This window comes from Streptomyces deserti (assembly GCF_054782695.1).
On record NZ_BAAGRZ010000036.1, the window covers coordinates 1 to 18,603 of the forward strand.

13 protein-coding genes and 6 pseudogenes are annotated in these 18,603 nt (G+C 68.3%); 8 read left to right on the top strand and 11 right to left on the bottom strand.

Going from position 1 to position 18,603, the window contains the following annotated elements; all coding sequences use genetic code 11:
* A pseudogene (locus ACYVMZ_RS34600) lies at positions 1-82 on the top strand (IS5/IS1182 family transposase); the annotation flags it as partial.
* Between the two features lie 650 nt (positions 83-732).
* Here the strand turns inward: ACYVMZ_RS34600 and ACYVMZ_RS34605 are convergent.
* Positions 733-1,830: an IS110 family RNA-guided transposase gene (locus ACYVMZ_RS34605; protein WP_461086851.1), complete on the bottom strand. Its 1,098-nt coding sequence runs from the start codon at positions 1,828-1,830 to the stop codon at positions 733-735.
* A gap of 661 nt (positions 1,831-2,491) precedes the next feature.
* Here ACYVMZ_RS34605 and ACYVMZ_RS34610 point away from each other — a divergent pair.
* Positions 2,492-3,514, top strand: a pseudogene (locus ACYVMZ_RS34610) (alkene reductase); the annotation flags it as partial.
* Between the two features lie 368 nt (positions 3,515-3,882).
* Here ACYVMZ_RS34610 and ACYVMZ_RS34615 read toward each other — a convergent pair.
* From ACYVMZ_RS34615 to ACYVMZ_RS34625, 3 genes are read right to left on the bottom strand one after another with little or no spacing between them, the layout of a single operon-like run.
* Entirely contained in the window at positions 3,883-4,080 is a 198-nt protein-coding gene (locus ACYVMZ_RS34615) for a DUF6207 family protein (protein WP_461086898.1), read from the bottom strand.
* A 58-nt stretch (positions 4,081-4,138) separates the two neighbouring features.
* Positions 4,139-5,257 (bottom strand): fatty acid desaturase family protein, encoded by a 1,119-nt coding sequence (locus ACYVMZ_RS34620; protein WP_461086852.1) that lies wholly within the window; start codon positions 5,255-5,257, stop codon positions 4,139-4,141.
* Positions 5,258-5,264: 7 nt separating this feature from the next.
* Positions 5,265-6,320 carry a ferredoxin reductase gene (locus tag ACYVMZ_RS34625; protein ID WP_461086853.1) on the bottom strand — a complete coding sequence of 352 codons (1,056 nt, stop codon included), beginning with the start codon at positions 6,318-6,320 and terminating at the stop codon, positions 5,265-5,267.
* Positions 6,321-6,406: 86 nt separating this feature from the next.
* Here ACYVMZ_RS34625 and ACYVMZ_RS34630 point away from each other — a divergent pair, with 86 nt between their 5' ends.
* A complete protein-coding gene (locus tag ACYVMZ_RS34630; protein WP_461086854.1) occupies positions 6,407-7,546 on the top strand; it encodes a PucR family transcriptional regulator in 1,140 nt (379 codons plus the stop codon).
* A 251-nt stretch (positions 7,547-7,797) separates the two neighbouring features.
* Here ACYVMZ_RS34630 and ACYVMZ_RS34635 read toward each other — a convergent pair.
* A pseudogene (locus ACYVMZ_RS34635) lies at positions 7,798-8,044 on the bottom strand (DEAD/DEAH box helicase); the annotation flags it as partial.
* On the opposite strand from ACYVMZ_RS34635, the pseudogene ACYVMZ_RS34640 reads away from it, so the two are divergent.
* A pseudogene (locus tag ACYVMZ_RS34640) lies at positions 7,996-8,241 on the top strand (ATP-binding protein); the annotation flags it as partial. The pseudogenes ACYVMZ_RS34635 and ACYVMZ_RS34640 sit on opposite strands and share 49 nt — an antisense overlap.
* Positions 8,242-8,319: 78 nt before the next feature.
* Here the strand turns inward: ACYVMZ_RS34640 and ACYVMZ_RS34645 are convergent.
* Positions 8,320-8,652 (bottom strand): annotated as a pseudogene (locus ACYVMZ_RS34645) (restriction endonuclease); the annotation flags it as partial.
* 190 nt (positions 8,653-8,842) lie between these two features.
* Between ACYVMZ_RS34645 and ACYVMZ_RS34650 the strand changes: the two are divergent.
* Positions 8,843-9,067, top strand: a complete 225-nt coding sequence (locus ACYVMZ_RS34650; protein WP_461086855.1) for a helix-turn-helix domain-containing protein — start codon at positions 8,843-8,845, stop codon at positions 9,065-9,067.
* Positions 9,068-9,317: 250 nt separating this feature from the next.
* On the opposite strand, the pseudogene ACYVMZ_RS34655 reads toward ACYVMZ_RS34650, so the two are convergent.
* Together ACYVMZ_RS34655 and ACYVMZ_RS34660 are read right to left on the bottom strand one after the other, a co-directional pair.
* Positions 9,318-10,462, bottom strand: a pseudogene (locus ACYVMZ_RS34655) (IS3 family transposase).
* Positions 10,463-10,592: 130 nt separating this feature from the next.
* On the bottom strand, positions 10,593-11,081 hold the full coding sequence (locus ACYVMZ_RS34660) for a GNAT family N-acetyltransferase (protein WP_461086856.1): 489 nt from the start codon (positions 11,079-11,081) through the stop codon (positions 10,593-10,595).
* A 130-nt stretch (positions 11,082-11,211) separates the two neighbouring features.
* Between ACYVMZ_RS34660 and ACYVMZ_RS34665 the strand changes: the two genes are divergently transcribed.
* Positions 11,212-12,897, top strand: a complete 1,686-nt coding sequence (locus tag ACYVMZ_RS34665) for a ribonuclease J (protein WP_461086857.1) — start codon at positions 11,212-11,214, stop codon at positions 12,895-12,897.
* A gap of 410 nt (positions 12,898-13,307) precedes the next feature.
* Positions 13,308-14,546, top strand: a complete 1,239-nt coding sequence (locus tag ACYVMZ_RS34670; protein ID WP_461086858.1) for a PP2C family protein-serine/threonine phosphatase — start codon at positions 13,308-13,310, stop codon at positions 14,544-14,546.
* 687 nt (positions 14,547-15,233) lie between these two features.
* On the opposite strand, the gene trhA is transcribed toward ACYVMZ_RS34670, so the two are convergent.
* Entirely contained in the window at positions 15,234-15,896 is a 663-nt protein-coding gene (gene trhA, locus ACYVMZ_RS34675) for a PAQR family membrane homeostasis protein TrhA (protein ID WP_461086899.1), read from the bottom strand.
* Between the two features lie 679 nt (positions 15,897-16,575).
* Here trhA and ACYVMZ_RS34680 point away from each other — a divergent pair.
* Complete coding sequence (locus ACYVMZ_RS34680) at positions 16,576-16,851, top strand: hypothetical protein (protein ID WP_461086859.1); 276 nt, start codon at positions 16,576-16,578, stop codon at positions 16,849-16,851.
* Positions 16,852-17,117: 266 nt separating this feature from the next.
* Here ACYVMZ_RS34680 and ACYVMZ_RS34685 read toward each other — a convergent pair whose 3' ends face one another.
* Both ACYVMZ_RS34685 and ACYVMZ_RS34690 read right to left on the bottom strand, forming a co-directional pair.
* Positions 17,118-17,321: a cold-shock protein gene (locus ACYVMZ_RS34685; protein WP_006143223.1), complete on the bottom strand. Its 204-nt coding sequence runs from the start codon at positions 17,319-17,321 to the stop codon at positions 17,118-17,120.
* 242 nt (positions 17,322-17,563) lie between these two features.
* The gene (locus tag ACYVMZ_RS34690; protein ID WP_461086860.1) at positions 17,564-17,902 is read right to left on the bottom strand and encodes a MerR family transcriptional regulator; all 339 of its coding nucleotides are present in this window, start codon (positions 17,900-17,902) and stop codon (positions 17,564-17,566) included.
* Between the last annotated feature and the right edge of the window lie 701 nt (positions 17,903-18,603).

Genomic DNA, 18,603 nt, shown 5'->3' on the forward strand with positions numbered 1-18,603 from the left:
GCGCAAGCTGCGATGCTCCACCACCCGCATCACCAGCCTTGTTCAGGCCGTCCTCACCCTGCACCTGACCTGCTCAAACTGAGGTTGGAAAACGCTCAGTTCAGCCCCGAGCGCATCCGCGCCACCTGGAGTGGGACGGCGAGCGTCGAGGCCGCCGCCCAGGCGTTCGGCTTGTCGAGATCGAAGAGCTACGACCTCATTCGCCGCGGAGAATTCCCATGCCGCGTGCTAACGATTGGCCGCACCGCCCGCGTCGTCACCGCCTCGCTCCTCCGCGTACTTGAGAGCGGCGAGCCGGAGTACAACGCAGCTTCCAGCGCAAGCCCCAATCCGTCATGACCAACTGCACGACGACGCCCCGCCGCAGCAAGCCAGCGGGCTTCGTCGTATCAGGTCCCGTCTACACAGGCCCCCCGCCGGAGCAAGCAGACGGGGGGCCTCACCTGTCACGACAGCCCCTATCGCCCGGCAGGTGCGCCGATGGCTCATGCAGGGCGAAGCGTGCCTATGGTCAACACCCGCGGACGGCCCGATGCCCGGCCGGGAAGCACAAGGCGGCGAGCGGCTCACGCGCGAGATCCCAGGTGGGTGTGGACGGATCTCTCTGATCACCGCGCGTCGTGTCCGGGTGTGGGCGACAATCGCTCCTCCGGGCGTGGTGCCCGGCAGACACGATGCACGGGGCGGGTCGATGGAGGACGTACGGGAGCTGCTGGCCGAGTACGGACGCCCCTATAACGGGGGGTCGGTGGACACCGTCCGGACCAGGCTGAAGACCTCGCGGGCGGCATATCGCTTGAGGCAACGGATGATCTCACGACGGGCTTTGCCTTCCTGGGTGCGGCGCTCGTAGTACGCCTGGGTACGCGGGTCGTGGCGCAGCCGGGTGAACACGATGCGGTGCAGAGCGGCATTCGCCTGCCGGTCGCCGCCGTGGTTGAGGCGACGCGAGCTCTGCCGGCCCGAGGAGTACTCGATGGGACTGACCCCGCACAGGGCGGCGAAGGACGCCTCGGTGCTCAGCCGCTCAGGGTTGTCGCCCATGGTGATCAGGAGCGTGACAGCGGAGTCCGGGCCGATACCAACCGGCGCGAGCAGCTGCGGGGCATGGCGTTCGACGAGCCCGGTCAGTCGCTGATTCAGCTCATCGATCTGCCCCGTGAGCTGCTCGATGCGCTCGGCCAGCAGCCTCAGGGTGATGCGAGTGGCCTGGGCGACGGCATGCTCGTCGCCCTCGCCGTCGCGCGGGCTGAGGCACGCGCAGGTGCGGAACAGCTCGCGGTTACCCAGGTCGGACAGCCGCTCCCGCAGAGCTGGGTCGGCTACAACCAGGATGGCCTTGAGCTGGTTGATCGCCTGGGTACGGGCCTTGACCGCGGAGTCCTTGGCGATTTTGAACATCCGGGCGCTCTGCACCGGACCGTCGCCGGTTTTGGCCCGCGCCCGGGCACGGCCACTGAGCACGGCCCGCGCAGCAGCCTGCGCATCGAGCGGGTCCGACTTCCCGAGCAGACGACGGGCCGAGCGGTCGGGCCGGTTCACCTCGAACACCTGAACGTGCTGCGCCAGCAGGTAACGGGACAGGCCCGCGCCGAAGGTGCCGGTACCCTCCACACCGGCCCGGCGCACCGTCCCCAGCTTGCGGGCCCAGGCGAGCAGCCGACGGTATCCGACCGCCGTGGCCGGAAAGGACGTACCCAGGATCTGACTCAGCGGGCAGAGAACGGCGGCGACATGGACCTCGCCGTGCGTGTCCACCCCCAGGACGACCTCGCCCCAAGCGGGCGGGCCTGTGCTGGTGGAGTGGGGGCTGCGTTGTCTGGATGTCATGGTGGTCCGCCTCCCGCATGGTGACGTGCTGGGTGGCTGGCACCGGCCTGGTCGGGTGGTCTGAACCGTGATGGCGCCTGATTGACGGCAAGGCCCCTATTGGGACACGCCCTGTGGCTCGGTGACAGCAGGCACCATCCCGCAACGGCAGCCGACAAGTCCGTGACAAGACACTTCGGTCAAAGGTGTCATGAGTCAGACCCCCGTCCGGAACGGTGTTGCCCAACCGTCCCACTGGTCCCGGCACAACGGCACGGCCCGATCAGTCCCGGAAGGCATCGTCCGAACCGGCGCTCAACCTGACCTGGACGAGCTGACAACGAGTCAATTCCTCGTCCGCTCGTGACCGACCATGACGGACACTCGAGTGGCCCGCCACACCGGCTGTCCTACGTCGGTACTCACACGAACGCCTTCGAATCTTCATTCTGGCAAACGGCCGCCATCAAGTCCTGCAGCTGCTGAGCGAGTTCCACTCGACCTGCTGAGATCTCCACATCGAGCGTCCTGATCGGAGGCGCGCTGCTGTAAAGCGCCACACGGACCGGCGGTCCCGGCCATCGGAACTGAGACGGACGGGGAGTGTGGCTGCCGCCCAGGCTGCGATTGCTGCAAGTGACCGCCGGTAGACATCCAGGGAGCCCGGGCCTGACCGCGAGAGGTTGCCCAATTGACCCTCAGCCGTGCCGACGCTTCCCCAGCCACCGCGACGGAGCTGATGGCCACCTATTACGCCCAGCGTGCGAGCGCCGGCCTGATCATCACCGAGGGCATCCAGCCGTCGGTGGCCGGCCAGGGCTACACCAACACCCCCGGCCTGCACTCCGCCCAGCAGGTCGACGCCTGGCGGAAGGTGACCGGCGCCGTCCACGCCCAAGGCGGCACGATCTTCGCGCAGCTGATGCACACCGGCCGGATCAGCCACCCCAGCCTGCTGCCCGACGGACTCATCCCCGTCGCCCCCTCCGCCGTCGCGGCGACGGGCCAGGTCTTCACCTACCAGGGCCCCCAGGACTACGTCACGCCCAAGGAACTGGACCAGGGCGACATCGCCCAGACGATCGCCGACTACGCCGACGCTGCGCGCAACGCGATCGCCGCCGGTTTCGACGGCGTGGAGATCCACGGGGCGAACGGCTACCTGATCCACCAGTTCCTCGCCCCCAACACCAATCTGCGCACCAACAGCTGGGGAGGCGGGGCCGCGGACAGGGTGCGCTTCGGTATCGAGGTCGCCACGGCTGTCGCGGAGGCGATCGGCGGCCACCGGACCGGCTTCCGCATCTCTCCCGGCAACCCCTGCAACGACATCGCCGAGACCGGCCCGGCGGACGTGCTGGAAACCTAGACCACCCTGATCGCCGGTCTCGCCCGGCTGGACCTCGCCTACCTGCACCTGGTCGAGAGCCCGGACCGCAACCTGGCTGCCCGGCTGCGCAAGGACTGGCCGACGGCGTTCGTCCTCAACCCCTTCACCCACCCCGAGCCCACCGGCCCCGGCGCTGTCGCCCGCATCGAGGACGGCACCGCGGACATCATCGCCTGCGGCGCGCTGTTCCGGGCCAACCCGGACCTGCCCGCCCGCCTCGCAGCCGGCGGTCCCTACAACACCCCCGATGAGGCCACCGGCGGCGACCATCGCGGCTACACCGACTACCCGGCCCTGCACGCCGACAGCGCGTGACCTGAAAAGAAGTCATCGCCGGCGAGGTGGCGAGGCAAGACGCGGCGTTTCAGGCCACCGAAGTCCCTCTGGTCGTGACTTATGTGCCTGATGGCGACACTCCCCGCCTGCCACATCCAGCGGATCACCTTGGAGAACCAGCAGCTGAGAGAAGAACTTGAGGCTGCGACGGGCGGCGCTCGCGGCGCGGGCAATCCGGGCCCTTCACACCAGAGGGTCCTGGCCCATGCCCGCAGCGGACAACGGACAGAACCAAACCCCATCCATAATTTCGGCTCACCCGCCCACCCCGGCAGCAGAGCCGGGGCGGACAGGGGCGGCGAGCATCGGTTCCGGCAGCGCCGGCGTCACAGCCCCATGCCTTCCGCTCAGCCCGCCCGTCGGCAAAGCGAGCGTACGCCCCGACTTTCGGCCCGACCATGGCAGGTCAGCGCACTACAACACCTCGCCACTGTGTGTTGGGCTCCTGGCGCACGTCCAGGCAGCAGTGCAGCTGTGACACCGGGCTGTCCCGGATCCCGTGTCGTACGGTCTGATGTCGCGGTTGCCCACCGTCCGCAACGGATCTCACCGAACCCGGCGGTGCCGCCGGAACGGCCGAAGGATCTGAACCAACACCGGGAATCAGGCCGCGACGAGCTCCTGCTCGCGGGCCGGCGTTTTGACCTTGGGCTTCTTGTTCGGCAGCGAGAGCCGGAAGACCTTGCGCCACGCGGAGAACACCTGCTTGGGCAGCGGCCCGGTGACGTACTCCAGCTCGTACTTTTCGAACAGCGCGCGCACCTTCACCGCGACCTCGGCGTACCGGTTGCTCGGCAGATCGGGGAACAGGTGGTGCTCGATCTGGTGCGAGAGGTTGCCGGTCATGAAGTGCATGGCCTTGCTGCCGCTGATGTTCGCCGAGCCCATCATCTGGCGCAGGTACCACTGGCCGCGCGTCTCGCCCTTGATCGACCGGCGCTCGAAGACCTGTACGCCCTCGGGGAAGTGTCCGCACATGATGACCGAGTGGGACCAGATGTTGCGGACCAGGTTCGCGGTGAACGTGGCGGCGAGCGTGGGGAGGAACGACGGGCCCGACAGCAGCGGGTGGACCACGTAGTCCTTGAGCACCTGCTTGCGGATCTTGCGGCCCACGGCCTTGGCCCGCGCGCGGAACTCCGGGTTCTTGCGGCGGCGCTTGTGCAGGTTCTTGCCGAGTTCGAGGTCGTAGGCGGCGATGCCGTACTCGAAGAAGCAGGCGTTTATGAAGTTCCACAGCGGCTGGCCGAGGTGGAACGGGTGCCACTTCTGGTCCTCGTCGACGCGCATGATGCCGTAGCCGAGGTCATTGTCCTTGCCGATCACGTTGGTGTACGTGTGGTGCAGCTCGTTGTGCGAGTGCTTCCACTGATCGGCCGGCGAGACGTGATCCCACTCCCAGGTGGTGGAGTGGATCTTCGGGTCCCGCATCCAGTCCCACTGGCCATGCAGGATGTTGTGACCGATCTCCATGTTGTCCATGATCTTCGCCACGGACAGACCGGCGGTGCCGAACAGCCACGCGGGCGGGAAGATCGAGAACAGCAGCACGCCCCTGCTGACCAGCTCGAGCTTGCGCTGCGCCGAGATGACCTTGCGGATGTAGGCGGCGTCCTTCTCGCCGCGGCCGGCGATCACCTCGTCGCGGATCGCGTCCAGCTCGCGGCCGAGCTCCTCGATCTGCTCCGCACTCAGGTGGGCGGTGGGGTCGATGGCGGTCAAGGTGCTCCTACCGTTCGATGTCGCAGGGGCCCGCCGCGGCGGACACGCAGGGCTGGATGAGGACGCCCGGCTCGGCCTCGGTGATCTCGCCGGTGCGCAGGTCGCGGACGGCGCCCGCCTTGAGCGGCGTGACGCAGCCGAAGCAGATGCCCATGCGGCACCCGGAGGGCATGAGCACGCCGGCCTCCTCGCCGACGTCCAGCAACGGCGTGGTGCCGTCCGCGTCGACGGTCTTGCCGGTGGCGCTGAACGTGACCTCGCCGCCGTCACCGGCGACGACGATGCTGGGGCGGAAACGTTCGGTGTGCAGGCGCTCTGGGACGCCGTGCTCGCTCCAGTGCTCTTCGGCGGCGTCGAGCAGGCCCGCGGGCCCGCAAGCCCAGGTCTCGCGCTCGGCCCAGTCGGGCACGAGTTCGTCGAGACGGGCGATGTCGAGCATCCCGTCGGTGTCGGTGTGCACCTCGGTGAGCCGCAGCTTCCTCTCCGCGACCAAGTCGTGCAGTTCGTTGCGGAAGATCACGTCTCGCGGCTGCGGCGCGCAGTGGACCATGACGACGTCGTTGAACTCGGTGTCGCGCAGCATGCCCATCACGGGCGTGATGCCGCTGCCGGCCGTCAGGTAGAGCACCTTGGCGGGCTTGGCCTGCGGGAGCACGAAGTCACCGGTCGCCTGGTCGAGCTGGATCAGCGTGCCCGGTTTCGCCCTGCGGACCAGGTGGTTGCTGACCTTGCCGTCCGGGATCGCCTTCACGGTGATCGTGACGCGGCCGTCCTGGCGGTTTGTCGGCGAGGTAATGGAGTAGGCACGCCATAGGCGCACCCCGTCGACGTCGATGCCGATCCGCACGTACTGACCGGCCGTGTGGCCGCGCCAGCCCCGTCCCGGCCTGATCACGATAGTCGCGGCGTCACCCGTCTCGGGGTGCACGGCCTCGATGCGCCCACGCAGGTCAGCGCCCGCACGCAGCGGGCTGACCAGGTCGAGGTAGTCCGACGGCAGCAGCGGCGTCGTGACCATCTCCAGCAGTTTCCACGCCCTGCTGCGCAGGGCTGCACTCGTCATGACTCCAGCTTGCTGCGCCTCAAGGCGTAAAGTCCTGACCGCACGATGTGAATCTGGTCGGCTGAATTGTTCGCAGGGAACAAAACGTGAGCCATGCAATCCGGAGGGCCAGCGAACTGGCCCTGGATGAGACGACGGTCACCGCACTGCGGGCCGCGCTGAAGACCACCGCCGACGAGGTCGTCCAGGCGATCATCGACGAGGTCCCTCCCTACGCCAACGCCCTGTCGGGCCACATGGGCGCCACCATCCGCCGAGCCGTCCGCACCGCCCTGGGTCACTACCTGGACCTCGCGAGCGGGAACGCCACAGGCGGCGACGCCGGTGACGCAGCCTACGAGCTGGGCCGAGGCGAGGTCCGCGACGGCCGTTCGATGGACGCCCTGCTCAGCGCCTACCGCGTCGGCGCCCGCGTGGCCTGGCGATGCCTGGCAGCGGGTGCCGTACCCGCAGGTCTGCCCGCCGCCGAGGTCGCCAAGTTCGCCGAGCTGACCTTCGCCTACATCGACGAGCTCTCCGCCGCGAGCGCCGCGGGCCACGCCGACGAACTGGCCGCCCAGGGCCGGGCGCACGAGCGCCACCTGGAACACCTGGCCCGCGACCTCCTCGCCGGCGCCAGCCCGGACGTGCTGCTGGCCTCTGCTCAACGGGCCGGGTGGCAGCCTCCGGTTTCGCTGACCGCGGTCCTGCTGCCCGCCGCCCAGGCCCGGCCTGCCTACCGCGCGCTCGACCCAGGCACCCTCGTCCTCGACGATCTGCCGGACGCCACCGGTGTGCTGCTCGTCCCCGATGCCGACCGATCACATCTCTTGCGGCGGCTGACCGACCGCACCGCCGTGGTCGGCCCGGCCCGGCCATGGACTCGTGCGTCCGCCTCGTACGCACGAGCCGTACGCGCGCGCTCCCTCTCCTCTGATATTCGCGACACCGAGGACCACCTGCCCGAGCTGGTGCTGAGCGCCGACGTGGACGCGTTCGCAGACCTGCGTGCCCGAGCCCTCGCACCGTTGCGGACCTTGCCTGTCGCAACCGCGCGGCGGCTGGAGGAGACGTTGCGGGCGTGGCTGCTGCACCAGGGCAGGCGGGATGAGGTGGCGGCGGCGTTGTTCGTCCATCCCCAGACCGTCCGGTACCGGATGTCGCAGCTGCGGGAGCTGTTTCCGGATCTCGCATCGCCGCACCGGGTCCTTGAACTGACGCTGGCGGTCGGTCTTCGGGGCAGCTGACGCGTTCTTCGACCGTCCAGGACCGCGTCCGCGAGCGGTCCAGGAATCGGCCTCGCCCTCGGTGCCCCCACGCAGCCGACGCGGAGACGGCCCTGGCAGAGGCCGCGGATCAGTGTGCTGCGCGGTGCCGTCTTCGCAGTTGCCCTCGCCTGCCTGGCGTGGGCCGCTTCGGTGCCCCGGACATGACCTTTACCGGAGCAGTCCTCATCGGCCTGACCAGCGTCCCGACGGCGTGGCTGGTTTGCCGAGGCGCTCTCGCGACGTCTGCGGCCCAGGACGTCACGGCCCGCCAACGAGTTCGGCAGCGTCGCTCCCTGGATCGGGAACGGTGCGGTCACACCTGCCTGCCGAGTTCGGCCAGGAGCTGCTCGGGCAAGTCGAGATCGGCGAAGCCCTCGACGGCGGCCAGCGCGGGGTGATCGTCCTGGGCAGCGCGAACTCACCCCGCGCTGGGGCGGGCCTGCGGCCGTGACGGGCACGTGATCGCTGAGGCCCGCCACCGGGCGGTGGACTTCCTCACCCGTGTCCAGGCGGAGCACGGCCTGCCGGTGTCCGCTCGCGCGATGGACCTGACCCAACTGGTGGTCAGCGAGCTCGTCACCAACGCCCGCAAGTACGCCCCTGGCCTCGTGCTGATGGAACTGCGCGTCATTGGCGCCGTCGTGGAAGTGGTCGTGTGGGACAGCGATCCCGTCCAGTTTGCGGCCGTCCGGGAGGTGACCGACGACATCGGCACCCAGGTCGCCGCTCCGGCCGCTGACGACAACCTTCGTGCAGCCGTCCCTGCGGCACAGATCAGCGACGTAAGCCTCGAATTCCTGCCAGGACAGCGCGTCGACCTCCGCCATCGACGGCTCACGGGCTTTCGCCTCCTCCAGCGCCCGCCACTTCCGGTCCTGCCCTACCGCGTCCCGGTGCGCGCGCCACAACCCCCAGCCGCCCCCGACCACCACGATCGCGGAGAGCACGGCCACCAGAACCGGCCACACCGTCGCCCAGTTGCCCGCCAGCCACACCACGGTGACCACCGCCGCGACAATGCCCCAGCCCTGTAGCTGCCGGCGCGTGCGCTTCCTCAACCGCCGGCGCCGTCGTCGTGTTGCCATCACTCCCCCACTCCCCCGCGCCCCGTGATCCGCAGCGTGAAAGCCCCGCCCCGTTGCGGCAAGAGAGCCGGGCCCTCGCCACGCCGGGGGATGCTGCCGTGTCCATCAGTGGTCGAACCGGATCGGGTACGACACCGTCGGCCGCGGGGCGGGCTTGAGGTTTTCCCAACTCTCGAAGCGCACCGGATACGTGGCCGTCGATGCCGGCCACGGCTCCGCCCCGCGCGAGCGCGGGCTCGTCGACGCCGACGGCCGGTTCACCGACGCCGGCCGCGAGACAAAGCAACGCATCGAAGCCCTGACCGACGAGCTCGCAGCACTGCCGTACGACGCCCTCTCTCCTGCCGAGCTCGACGAGCTGGTCACCGAGCTCGAACCCATCACCGCGACGCTGCTGCCCGCAGGGTCGCAGTGACGAGAAGCGACTGACGGGACGAGGAGTCCGCCGTCTGGTACGGCGAGTCCCTCGCCCAGCGTGCGCATCCGCGATGCTCGACCCAACCATCGACTTCCTAGGCGCATCCCGATCGCAGCCGCTCCCTGGCAGATCCCAAGGCCGCCCGGCGAACCCCGACTCCGCACGTGTGAACCCCCGACTGACACGCGCCAGCGGGGGTTCTGCATCATGATGTGCCCCGGCTTGCATAGAGTTGCGTCGCTGGGTTTCACGCTACAGGCGGTTGGTTCAGCTCGTACTGAATCGGTGTGAGCATTCCCAGCGCGGAGTGCCTGCGTTGCCGGTTGTGGAAGATCTCGAGGTACTCGAAGAGCGCCGTGGAAAGCTCCAGTCGGGTTCGCCAGCGCCGGCGATTGAAGAGTTCGGTTTGCACCCGGCCCCAGAAGGACTCCATCAGCGCGTTGTCCGCACAGTCACCGATCGAGCCCATCGAGGCCACCAGACCGGTGGCTCTGGCACGTTCGGTGAACGCCCAGGAGGTGAACTGCACCCCGTGATCGGAATGGATGATTGTGCCGCCGGGATGCGGAGAGCGGTTACCGATCGCCATGCTCAGCGCGTTGGTGGCCAGTGCGGCGGTGGCTGAGCTGTCGATGGACCAGCCGACGACGCGACGTGAGTAGGCGTCCAGGACGACTGCGCAGTAGACCTTGCCTTCCCGGGTGGGGTGTTCGGTGATGTCGGTGACCCACAGTTGGTCCTTGGCGGTGCGGCGGAAGTTCCGCTCCACCAGGTCGCTCGACGACGGGGTCTCGTGCCGTGTCCGCGGCCGCCGGTTGCCAGGCAGCCCGTGGATCTGGGCGCGGTGCATGAGCAGTTCCACCGTGCCGTGGCTGACGTGAACGCCTAATCCGAGGTCGAGTTCGGCGTGGATACGCCGGGATCCGTACGTGCCACGCGAGGCGGTGTGGATGCTGGTGATGGCTTCGGTCAGCCACGCGTGCCTGATCATGCGGGGCGAGGGCGGCCGGTTGCGCCAGGCGTAGTAGCCGGACTCTGCCACGTGCAGGACCCGGGAGGCCAGCTGCACCGGAAGGCCCTCTCCGGCCATCACGTCGATCGCTTCGAACCGCCTTTTGGGGAGGTCGTTTCGCCGAGGAGTTCGGCAGCCCTGCGGTGGATCTTCACCTCCGCTTCCAGTTCGGTGATCCGCCGTCGTGCGGCGGCCAGTTCGGCGTTCTCGGCGGTCGTGGTGCCGGGCAGCTGACCAGTGTCAATCAGCCGCTGACGCCGCCACACATAGATGGTCTGCTCGCTGATCCCCAGAAGTTGGGCGACTTCAGCGACCTTGCGGCCGGATTCGACCAGATCCAGGACCTTGCGGCGGAACTCGGGAGGGTAACTACGGGGCATGACAGCCTCCGGGTGCTGCTGGACGGTCAATTCTCCAGCAACTCGACTCCATCAGACCCGGGGCACATCAGGGACTCCATCAAACCCGGAGCGGTTCAGAAGCCGGTGCTCTGCGAACCGGCACACCGCGTCAGGCCGACGGAATGCGAAACTCGAATTCGGGACGGTCCCACGGCACGGCGGGCGGGTATGCGAGCGCGGTCCCGGTCCGCACCGCACCGACGCGGTGGTAGAAGTCCTCGGCGGGAAGATGCGACACGACCTTGACACGGTCGAGCCCAGCGGCACGGGCCTCGGACTGCATGTGCGCGACGAGCAGTCGTCCAATACCCCGTCCTTGCGCTTCGTCGGCGACGAACAGCAGATCGAGCTCCGGTGGAGCGAGGACGAGCGAGTAGAACCCGAGGACCCGGCCTCCATGCTCGTCCGCGCCGACAGCTACGAAGGCCCGGTGGGCCTCGATGTAATCAGGACCGACCCGGTAACCCTCGACTGCGGCTGCGTACTTACCCTCGTAGGCGCCTGAGCCGCGCACGAGCCGCGTGAGCCGTTTGGCATCCCGCGCGACGGCCCTCCGTATCGTGATCGGCCGGCTGATCGGGGAAGTGCGTGAACTCATCGGGAAAGTATGTCGCATCGAGGTCCCCTCAGGATGTTCCTCAGCGGGACCTCGCCGTCTCACCCGTTGTCACAGAGAGATCACACAGGCAACAGATCATCTCGTTCCGCTCTGCGGGTAACGTCGAGGTATGAGTCATCCACACCCCGACCTCAAAGCCGCCCCTCCCCTGCCCGAAGGAGGGCTGCGGGTCATCGCCCTGGGCGGCCTGGGTGAGATCGGCCGCAACATGACCGTCTTCGAGCACGCCGGAAAGCTGCTCATCGTCGACTGCGGCGTGCTGTTCCCCGAGGAGACCCAGCCCGGCGTGGACGTGATCCTGCCGGACTTCACCTCGATCCGGGACCGGCTGGACGACATCGTGGCCGTGGTGCTCACCCACGGGCACGAGGACCACATCGGCGGCGTGCCGTATCTGCTGCGCGAGCGGGCGGACATTCCCGTCGTCGGCTCGAAGCTGACGCTGGCGTTCCTGGAGGCCAAGCTCAAGGAACACGGCATCCGGCCACGCACAGTGCGGGTGCGGGAGGGCGACCGACGCGGCTTCGGGCCCTTCGACTGCGAGTTCGTCGCGGTCAACCACTCCATCCCGGACAGCCTCGCGGTCGCGATCCGCACCGGCGCCGGGATGGTGCTGCACACCGGCGACTTCAAGATGGACCAGTTCCCCCTCGACGACCGCATCACCGATCTGCGCGCCTTCGCCCGCCTCGGTGAGGAGGGTGTGGACCTGTTCCTCACCGACTCCACCAACGCCGAGGTACCCGGCTTCACCACCTCCGAGCGTGAGCTGAATCCGGCGATCGAGCAGGTGATGCGGACCGCGCCGCGCCGGGTCATCGTCTCCAGCTTCGCCAGCCATGTGCACCGCATCCAGCAGGTCCTGGACGCCGCCCACGAGCACGGCCGCAAGGTCGCCTTCGTGGGCCGGTCGATGGTTCGCAACATGGGCATCGCCCGTGACCTGGGCTATCTGAAGGTCCCGTCCGGTCTGGTCGTGAGCACGAAGGAGCTGGAGAAGCTCCCGGACCACAAGATCACTCTGGTGTGCACCGGCTCCCAGGGCGAACCGATGGCCGCGCTGTCGCGGATGGCCAACCGCGACCACATGATCCGCATCGGCAAGGGCGACACCGTCCTGCTCGCCAGCTCCCTCATCCCCGGCAACGAGAACGCCATCTACAGGGTGATCAACGGACTCACCCGGTGGGGCGCCCACGTGGTCCACAAGGGCAACGCCAAGGTGCACGTCTCCGGGCACGCCAGCGCCGGCGAACTCGTCTACTGCTACAACATCGTCAAACCCCGCAACGTCATGCCCGTGCACGGCGAATGGCGCCACCTGCGGGCCAACGGCGACCTCGCCATCCGTACCGGCGTCGACCCCGACCGGGTCGTCATCGCCGAGGACGGTGTCGTCGTCGACCTCGTCGACGGGCGCGCGTCCATCACCGGCAAGGTCCCCGCCGGCAACGTCTACGTGGACGGCATGGAAGTCGGCGGCGCCACCGAAGCCTCCCTCAAGGACCGCCTCACCCTCGCGGAGGAAGGCGTGGTCACCGTCGTGGCGATCGTCGACGCAGACACCGGCGCCCTCGCCGAGGCCCCCGACTTCCTGGCCCGCGGCTTCGTCCACGACGACGCCACCTTCGAGCCCGTCATCCCCGTCATCGAGAAGACCCTGGCCACCGCGGCCGAGGAAGGCGTCGGGGACGCGCACCAACTCGAACAACTCCTCGCCCGCGCCGTGGCGAGCTGGGCGTTCCGCACCCACCGCCGCAAGCCCCTCATCATCCCCGTCATCATCGACGCATGAGCCACAGCCGGGCGCCCGGCCCCCGGTTCCGGTCACGGTCTCGCCGGCATCGCGGCCGGGCACGGGAGTCAGCAGCCACCCACCTGTACGCCGACACCAGCGACAAGACCACCGGGCACGACCGGGGCGACTCCGTGCGCCGACACCGTAAAGCACCACCTCATCGACCAGAACAAGCAAGCAGCCAGTGAGAAGGAACGGGCGCTTGGCCGAGTGGAACACCGGCCAAGGGAAACCGTGGTGCCATACCATCTGCCCAGCACCGGGCTTTTGGCGCGGGCCCTCGCGCCGCCGGGACCGAAACTCTGAGTACCAGCGAGCGGCAAGGAGTAACGGTGACCGTATGCGAGCCTGGAGACGGTGGGCCGACCAGTCGTACTCCGGAGAACGGACGTGGCCGGGGCAGGGCGATGACCTTGGCGGGGACGCTGGCAGCGGCGGAGACCGCGGCGCCCGTGGAGTCGCTCGACGTAGTGGCGCGCATGCTCAAGGATCGTCTCGGGGCGAATTCAGTGTCGTTCCTGATCACCGACTTCACCGGCGGCTCGGTCGTACGACTGGGGGCGGCGGGCAGCGTCGACACCGATGAACCCGCCCGGCGCATCACGCTGCGCGGCACCCTGTACGACGACGTGATCCGCACCCAGCGCCCGAGCATGGAGGACAAGGGCGAGGGCACGCTGGTGCGAATCGTCGCCCCGGTGACCAACCGTGGGGACGCCATCGGGCTCCTCGAACTGTTCCTGCCCGCGGCGCCGGACGCGGAGGTGATGCGGGAGATCGGCGAGACCGCGCACGTCCTGGCTTACATCGTCATCGCGAACCGGTCCTACACCGACGTGTACCAGTGGGGCCGCCGTACCGTCCCGCTGAGCCTGGCTGCGGAGATCCAGCACCGGCTGCTGCCGTCCTCGTTGGTGTGTGAGGCTGCGCAGTTCGCGGTGGCCGGGGCGCTGGAGCCGGCCGACCACGTCGGGGGTGACACCTTCGACTACGTGATCGACCGGGACACGGTCCAGCTCTCCGTCACCGATGCCATGGGTCACGACGTCGACGCCGCGCTGCTGGCCACCCTCCTGGTGGGCGCGCTGCGCCGGGCCCGGCGGGCCGGCGCCGGCCTGGCCGAACAGGCCCGCCAGGCCGACCAGGCCATGCGCGAGCACGGCCGCCACGGCTACGTCACCGGTCAGCTTCTGCGGATCAGCCTGATCGACGGCGAGACCGAGTTCATCAACGCCGGGCATCCCTGGCCGCTGCGGATGCGGGACGGACAGGTACGGGAGATCGCTCCGAAGATCGATATGCCGTTCGGTTTCCATGCCCCTCACAGCTACCGGGTCCAGTCGCTGGACCTGCGGCCGGGGGACCGGCTGGTGATGCTGACCGACGGCATGCTGGAGCGCAACGCAGGCAGCCTCGATCTGCCCGACCTGATCGTGCGCACCCGCGCGCTGCATCCCCGCGAGGCCGCCCGCACCCTCATCGCGGCGATCGTCGACACCAACCACGGTCACCTGCAGGACGACGCCACGGTCATGTGCCTGGACTGGCAGGGCGTCGGCCACTCCCGGCGTGACGCCGACACCGGTGCCGACCTCACCAACGCCTCCGCCCCGTCGCGGACGAGGCAGAGCATTCCCGGACCATGACTCGGGCCTTCTCCGGTCCCCCGATTCTGCGGGCCCTTGGGCGGACGAACCAGGGGTGCTTTGCCCGGGATGGCGGCGTCACCGGGGCAGCCGCCTCCGGAGGCGGCCCAGGCGCAGGCTGAGAAGGACGAAGACAGCGGTCAGGACCACCACACCAATAACGAGCAGGTGGAACAGGCCCTTTGCCACCAATCCTCGGAGTGGTGGGGGAAGTTGGAGGAAGCATCAGCGGCGAGCGAGGCAGTACTCGTCGCCGCGCCCGTTCGGTAGGCCGGCTCGTAGTGCGCGAAGACCCCCTCTTGTCCTTTGCGAGCAGTTCACTGTCCGTGTCGATCGAGGGCGCCATTTCGACCCGATTCTTGTCGTAGCGACCTTCAGATGCCCCGGATCGACTGCCGCGTCGCCCGGAGGGACGAACACCAGCCGGTGCCGGGTCGGCAGGCCGACCGCGACCGTCGCGAAGCCGGGCTGGTCCGTGGTCGGGGTGCAGACGTAGACCGCTTCCAGGACACCGACCGTGTGCCACGGAAGGTCGGAGTGGCCTCGCCGTTCTCTGACGCCTTCCGCCTCGCACTCGAGGCTCCTCCGTCGCGGGTCAGCTACGGGCCGATGCCCCGGCCACCGCCCGGCCCGTCACGGTGCAGCACGCGGCAACGCGTGTGACCGGCGGCGCAAGCCCGGACGCTGTCACGGTCGGTAGGTGGCCAGGGAGATGGCGATGTAGTGCGCGGTGAAGGCTGCCACGGTCAGGGTGTGGAAGACCTCGTGGTAGCCGAACCAGCGGGGTGAGGGGTCGGGCCGCTGGAGAGCGTAGACGACCGCGCCCGCGCTGTAGAGGAGACCGCCGACAACGATCAGGACGACTACGGCTGCTCCGCCGGTGTGCAGGAAGTCGGGCAGGTAGCGCACCGGTGCCCACCCCAGGGCCAGATAACACGGGGTGTAGAGCCATCGCGGAGCTCCGACCCACAGGACCCGGAACGCGATGCCGGCCAGTGCCCCGGTCCATTCGATCCACAGCAGCATGGACCGCTGGCCCGTCGGGAGGAGGAGCACGGCCAGGGGGGTGCAGGTGCCGGCGATGATCAGGAAGATGTTGGCGTGGTCGAGTCGTCGTAGAAGAGCCTCGCCCAGTGGTCCCCAGGTGCCGCGGTGGTAGATGGCGCTCGTTGCGAACAGCAGCCAGGCGGTGACCGAGTACACGGCGCAGGCCAGGACTGCTTGCGGAGTACGGGCCAGGCAGATGAGTACGACGCCCGCGATCAGTGCGGCGGGGACCATTCCGGCATGGAGCCAGCCACGCAATTTCGGCTTGATCGGTTCGGCCAGGTCGGCCGCCCGCTCCACCAGTGCGGAAACCGAGTGAGCCTTCTCCCCTGCATGTCCGCCTTGCGATCCGTCGGGTAGCCCCTCTTCACGGCGCTTTCCACGCGCTGAGGCGACGTGACCGTATTCGACTTCAGCGGCGTCGCGGGACACAGCTTCTCGTTCTCCCTCGTGCGACTGGGCGTCACTGGCAGCAATGCGGTAATGCTAAGAGACCTCGCTCCGGCAGCATTCGTGGGAGGTCGGTCCAGGGCCCCAGGGCCATCGCCGGGGCCGGGGCCGGCTCGCCACCGCGTGAACTCCAGCCCAGTTGACCCTCGGGCAATTGGGCCTGCCCAAGCCGAGTAGAACGGCCGGCCATGGGAAAGATCAGGGCTTCCGAACGGGCATCTCCGCTCGCCTACGCGCAAGGATCGCCGATGCTTCCTAAGGTCCGCCCCCACGTATCCACCGCCCTCGCAGACCAGTTGGAACACCAACTGGACCTGGCTCCGCATCTCGAGGCCGGCCAGCTCGATGTGGAGGGCGTCGCCGGCATCGCAGTCGTCGCAGCCGCCCACTCCGATGGCTATGCGGCCACCGGCCATCTCCTCGGGCTGCTGGCCGCGCTGCCTGCCCCCACCGAGGCGGGAGAACGCTTCTGGTCGGACCTGTGGAGGTCGTCGGGCACCGCGTACCTGCTACCCGTCAACATGAAGGCTCAGTGCTGCGTTCTCTGGAAGGAGAGGGAACCGCCCTGGCCAGGCAGATCCTCTCGGCCATCGATGAGATGACTCCGCCCCAGCGCGTAGCGGCCGGGGAGGTGATCGGTCAAGCCCTCGCCGAGTCCGACCATTTGCCTGACCTCAAGACACAGGTCATCGGCGAGTTGTGGCTCCGAGATCTCGAGCTCACCGCCTGGCGCGTTCTGCATGCGGACCGCAGATGGGACGATCCGGATGGACGGCAAGCCTTCCTCGCCGCCTGGACGGGCACCTGACCGTCTACTGCTCCAAACTGCGCGAACCGAGGCGCAGGGCATACGGCACCCGAACCGTACGACGCTCGAAGCAACTGAGGTCAAGAAGTTCGGCCGAGGTCGCACTCGCCTCAACACATCAGGGGCCGCGCAGCAATGGCTGCGCGGCCCCTGATCCTGTGCACGCCCGGCACGGGAGCAGGCGCTTCGCCCGGTGGGCGGCAAAGCCCGCACGGGCGCCGCTCCACGGACGCAGCGTGCGCGATCCCTCGGGCAGGTCTGCGAGGTCAGACCAGGTTGATGTTCTCGGCCTGCGGACCCTTCTGGCCCTGGGTGACGTCGAACGTCACAGCCTGGCCCTCCTGGAGCTCACGAAAGCCCGAGGAGTTGATCGCGGAGTAGTGCGCGAAGACGTCCGGGCCGCCGCCGTCCTGGGCGATGAAGCCGAAGCCCTTCTCCGCGTTGAACCACTTCACAGTTCCCGTTGCCATGTCTGATGCCTTCCAGTCGGTGAACGCCCCCACTCAATGTGGCAGGCGGAGGTGATCGCCCTGGTTCCTGCGGCACAGCACAGCAAAACGCCCACACCAAAGGCGCGGGCAGGGGGAAATTCCGAACCACGACAGCTGACACAGAACGCTACACGCCCACACGCCGCGTCACCACAGGAAACGATCACACCGCACGGCAGCCATGCGTGCGGTGCCCGCCGACGCGGACGGGCACGCTCATCTCACGCTGCTGCGGTCGGGTTCGCTGATTCGGTGGCGCGACGGTATTCGGCGTTGATGCGCCGGGCTTCCTCGAGCTGGTCCTCGAGGATGATGATGCGGCAGGCGGCCTCGATGGGGGTGCCGTGGTCGACGAGTTCCCGGGCGCGGGCGGCGATGCGCAGCTGGTAGCGGGAGTAGCGGCGGTGTCCGCCCGCGGAGCGCAGCGGGGTGATGAGGCGGGCTTCGCCGATGGCGCGCAGGAAGCCCTGCGTGGTGCCGAGCATCTCGGCGGCCCGGCCCATGGTGTAGGCGGGGTAGTCGTCGTCATCGAGACGGCCGAACGTGTCGTCTGCTGTCATTGCACCTCTCTGCGAAACGCGTGGAGGGGCCCTGTCACCGTACTGGCACCAGGGCCCCGAAGGAACTACTACACCATCTGCCGGCCCTGATACTGCACCGGCCCTTTGTTTCCGCAGACCCGACTGAGACGCTGTCGGGGGCGCGGGGATCGCGGTTGCTCGACCGGAGACCACCTCACTATCGATGTCCTGCGGTACCCGGGTCCCAGACTTCCTCCCGGGCGATCCTGATGGCGCTCGGCTCCTCCGTTCTTCCCTCTTGATCAGCTATTCACTAACGGAAACTGCGAACTGCTGGTGGCTTCGAACAGAGCCACTCTTCGGCAGCCAGCCCCGTCGCCCGTCCTGCGTCTGCTCTGGCTTGGAACCCCACTGCCGAACCTCCCGGTGCGCGCGCCCGCAGCCGACGCCTTCACCGAGGTACTGCCACTGACTGCACTGCTGGGTACTGCGAACTTCACTTACTGGCACTGCCACTGCGGTGCTGCTTATGGCGGCCCCTGATCACTGCGGGCCACCCGGTCCAGTCGTCAGTCCCGTCGCCGTCCTGCGACCACTCTGGCTTCGGAACTCCACCACCGCACCGTCATGCCAACTGCAACTGCGTAATACTGCCCGGCAGTTCATGTCTGCCGGGCCCTTCTCGATCTCGGCTACGAGAGAAACCATAACTACACCGCCGCCGAATGTCTACTCCGGCT

Coding starts and splice junctions, on each gene's coding strand:
- ACYVMZ_RS34665 (WP_461086857.1), top strand. CDS start 11,212: ATGAGTCATCCACACCCCGACCTCAAAGCCGCCCCTCCCCTGCCCGAA.
- ACYVMZ_RS34660 (WP_461086856.1), bottom strand. CDS start 11,081: ATGAGTTCACGCACTTCCCCGATCAGCCGGCCGATCACGATACGGAGG.
- ACYVMZ_RS34690 (WP_461086860.1), bottom strand. CDS start 17,902: ATGACAGCAGACGACACGTTCGGCCGTCTCGATGACGACGACTACCCC.
- ACYVMZ_RS34605 (WP_461086851.1), bottom strand. CDS start 1,830: ATGACATCCAGACAACGCAGCCCCCACTCCACCAGCACAGGCCCGCCC.
- ACYVMZ_RS34670 (WP_461086858.1), top strand. CDS start 13,308: ATGACCTTGGCGGGGACGCTGGCAGCGGCGGAGACCGCGGCGCCCGTG.
- ACYVMZ_RS34685 (WP_006143223.1), bottom strand. CDS start 17,321: ATGGCAACGGGAACTGTGAAGTGGTTCAACGCGGAGAAGGGCTTCGGC.
- ACYVMZ_RS34625 (WP_461086853.1), bottom strand. CDS start 6,320: ATGACGAGTGCAGCCCTGCGCAGCAGGGCGTGGAAACTGCTGGAGATG.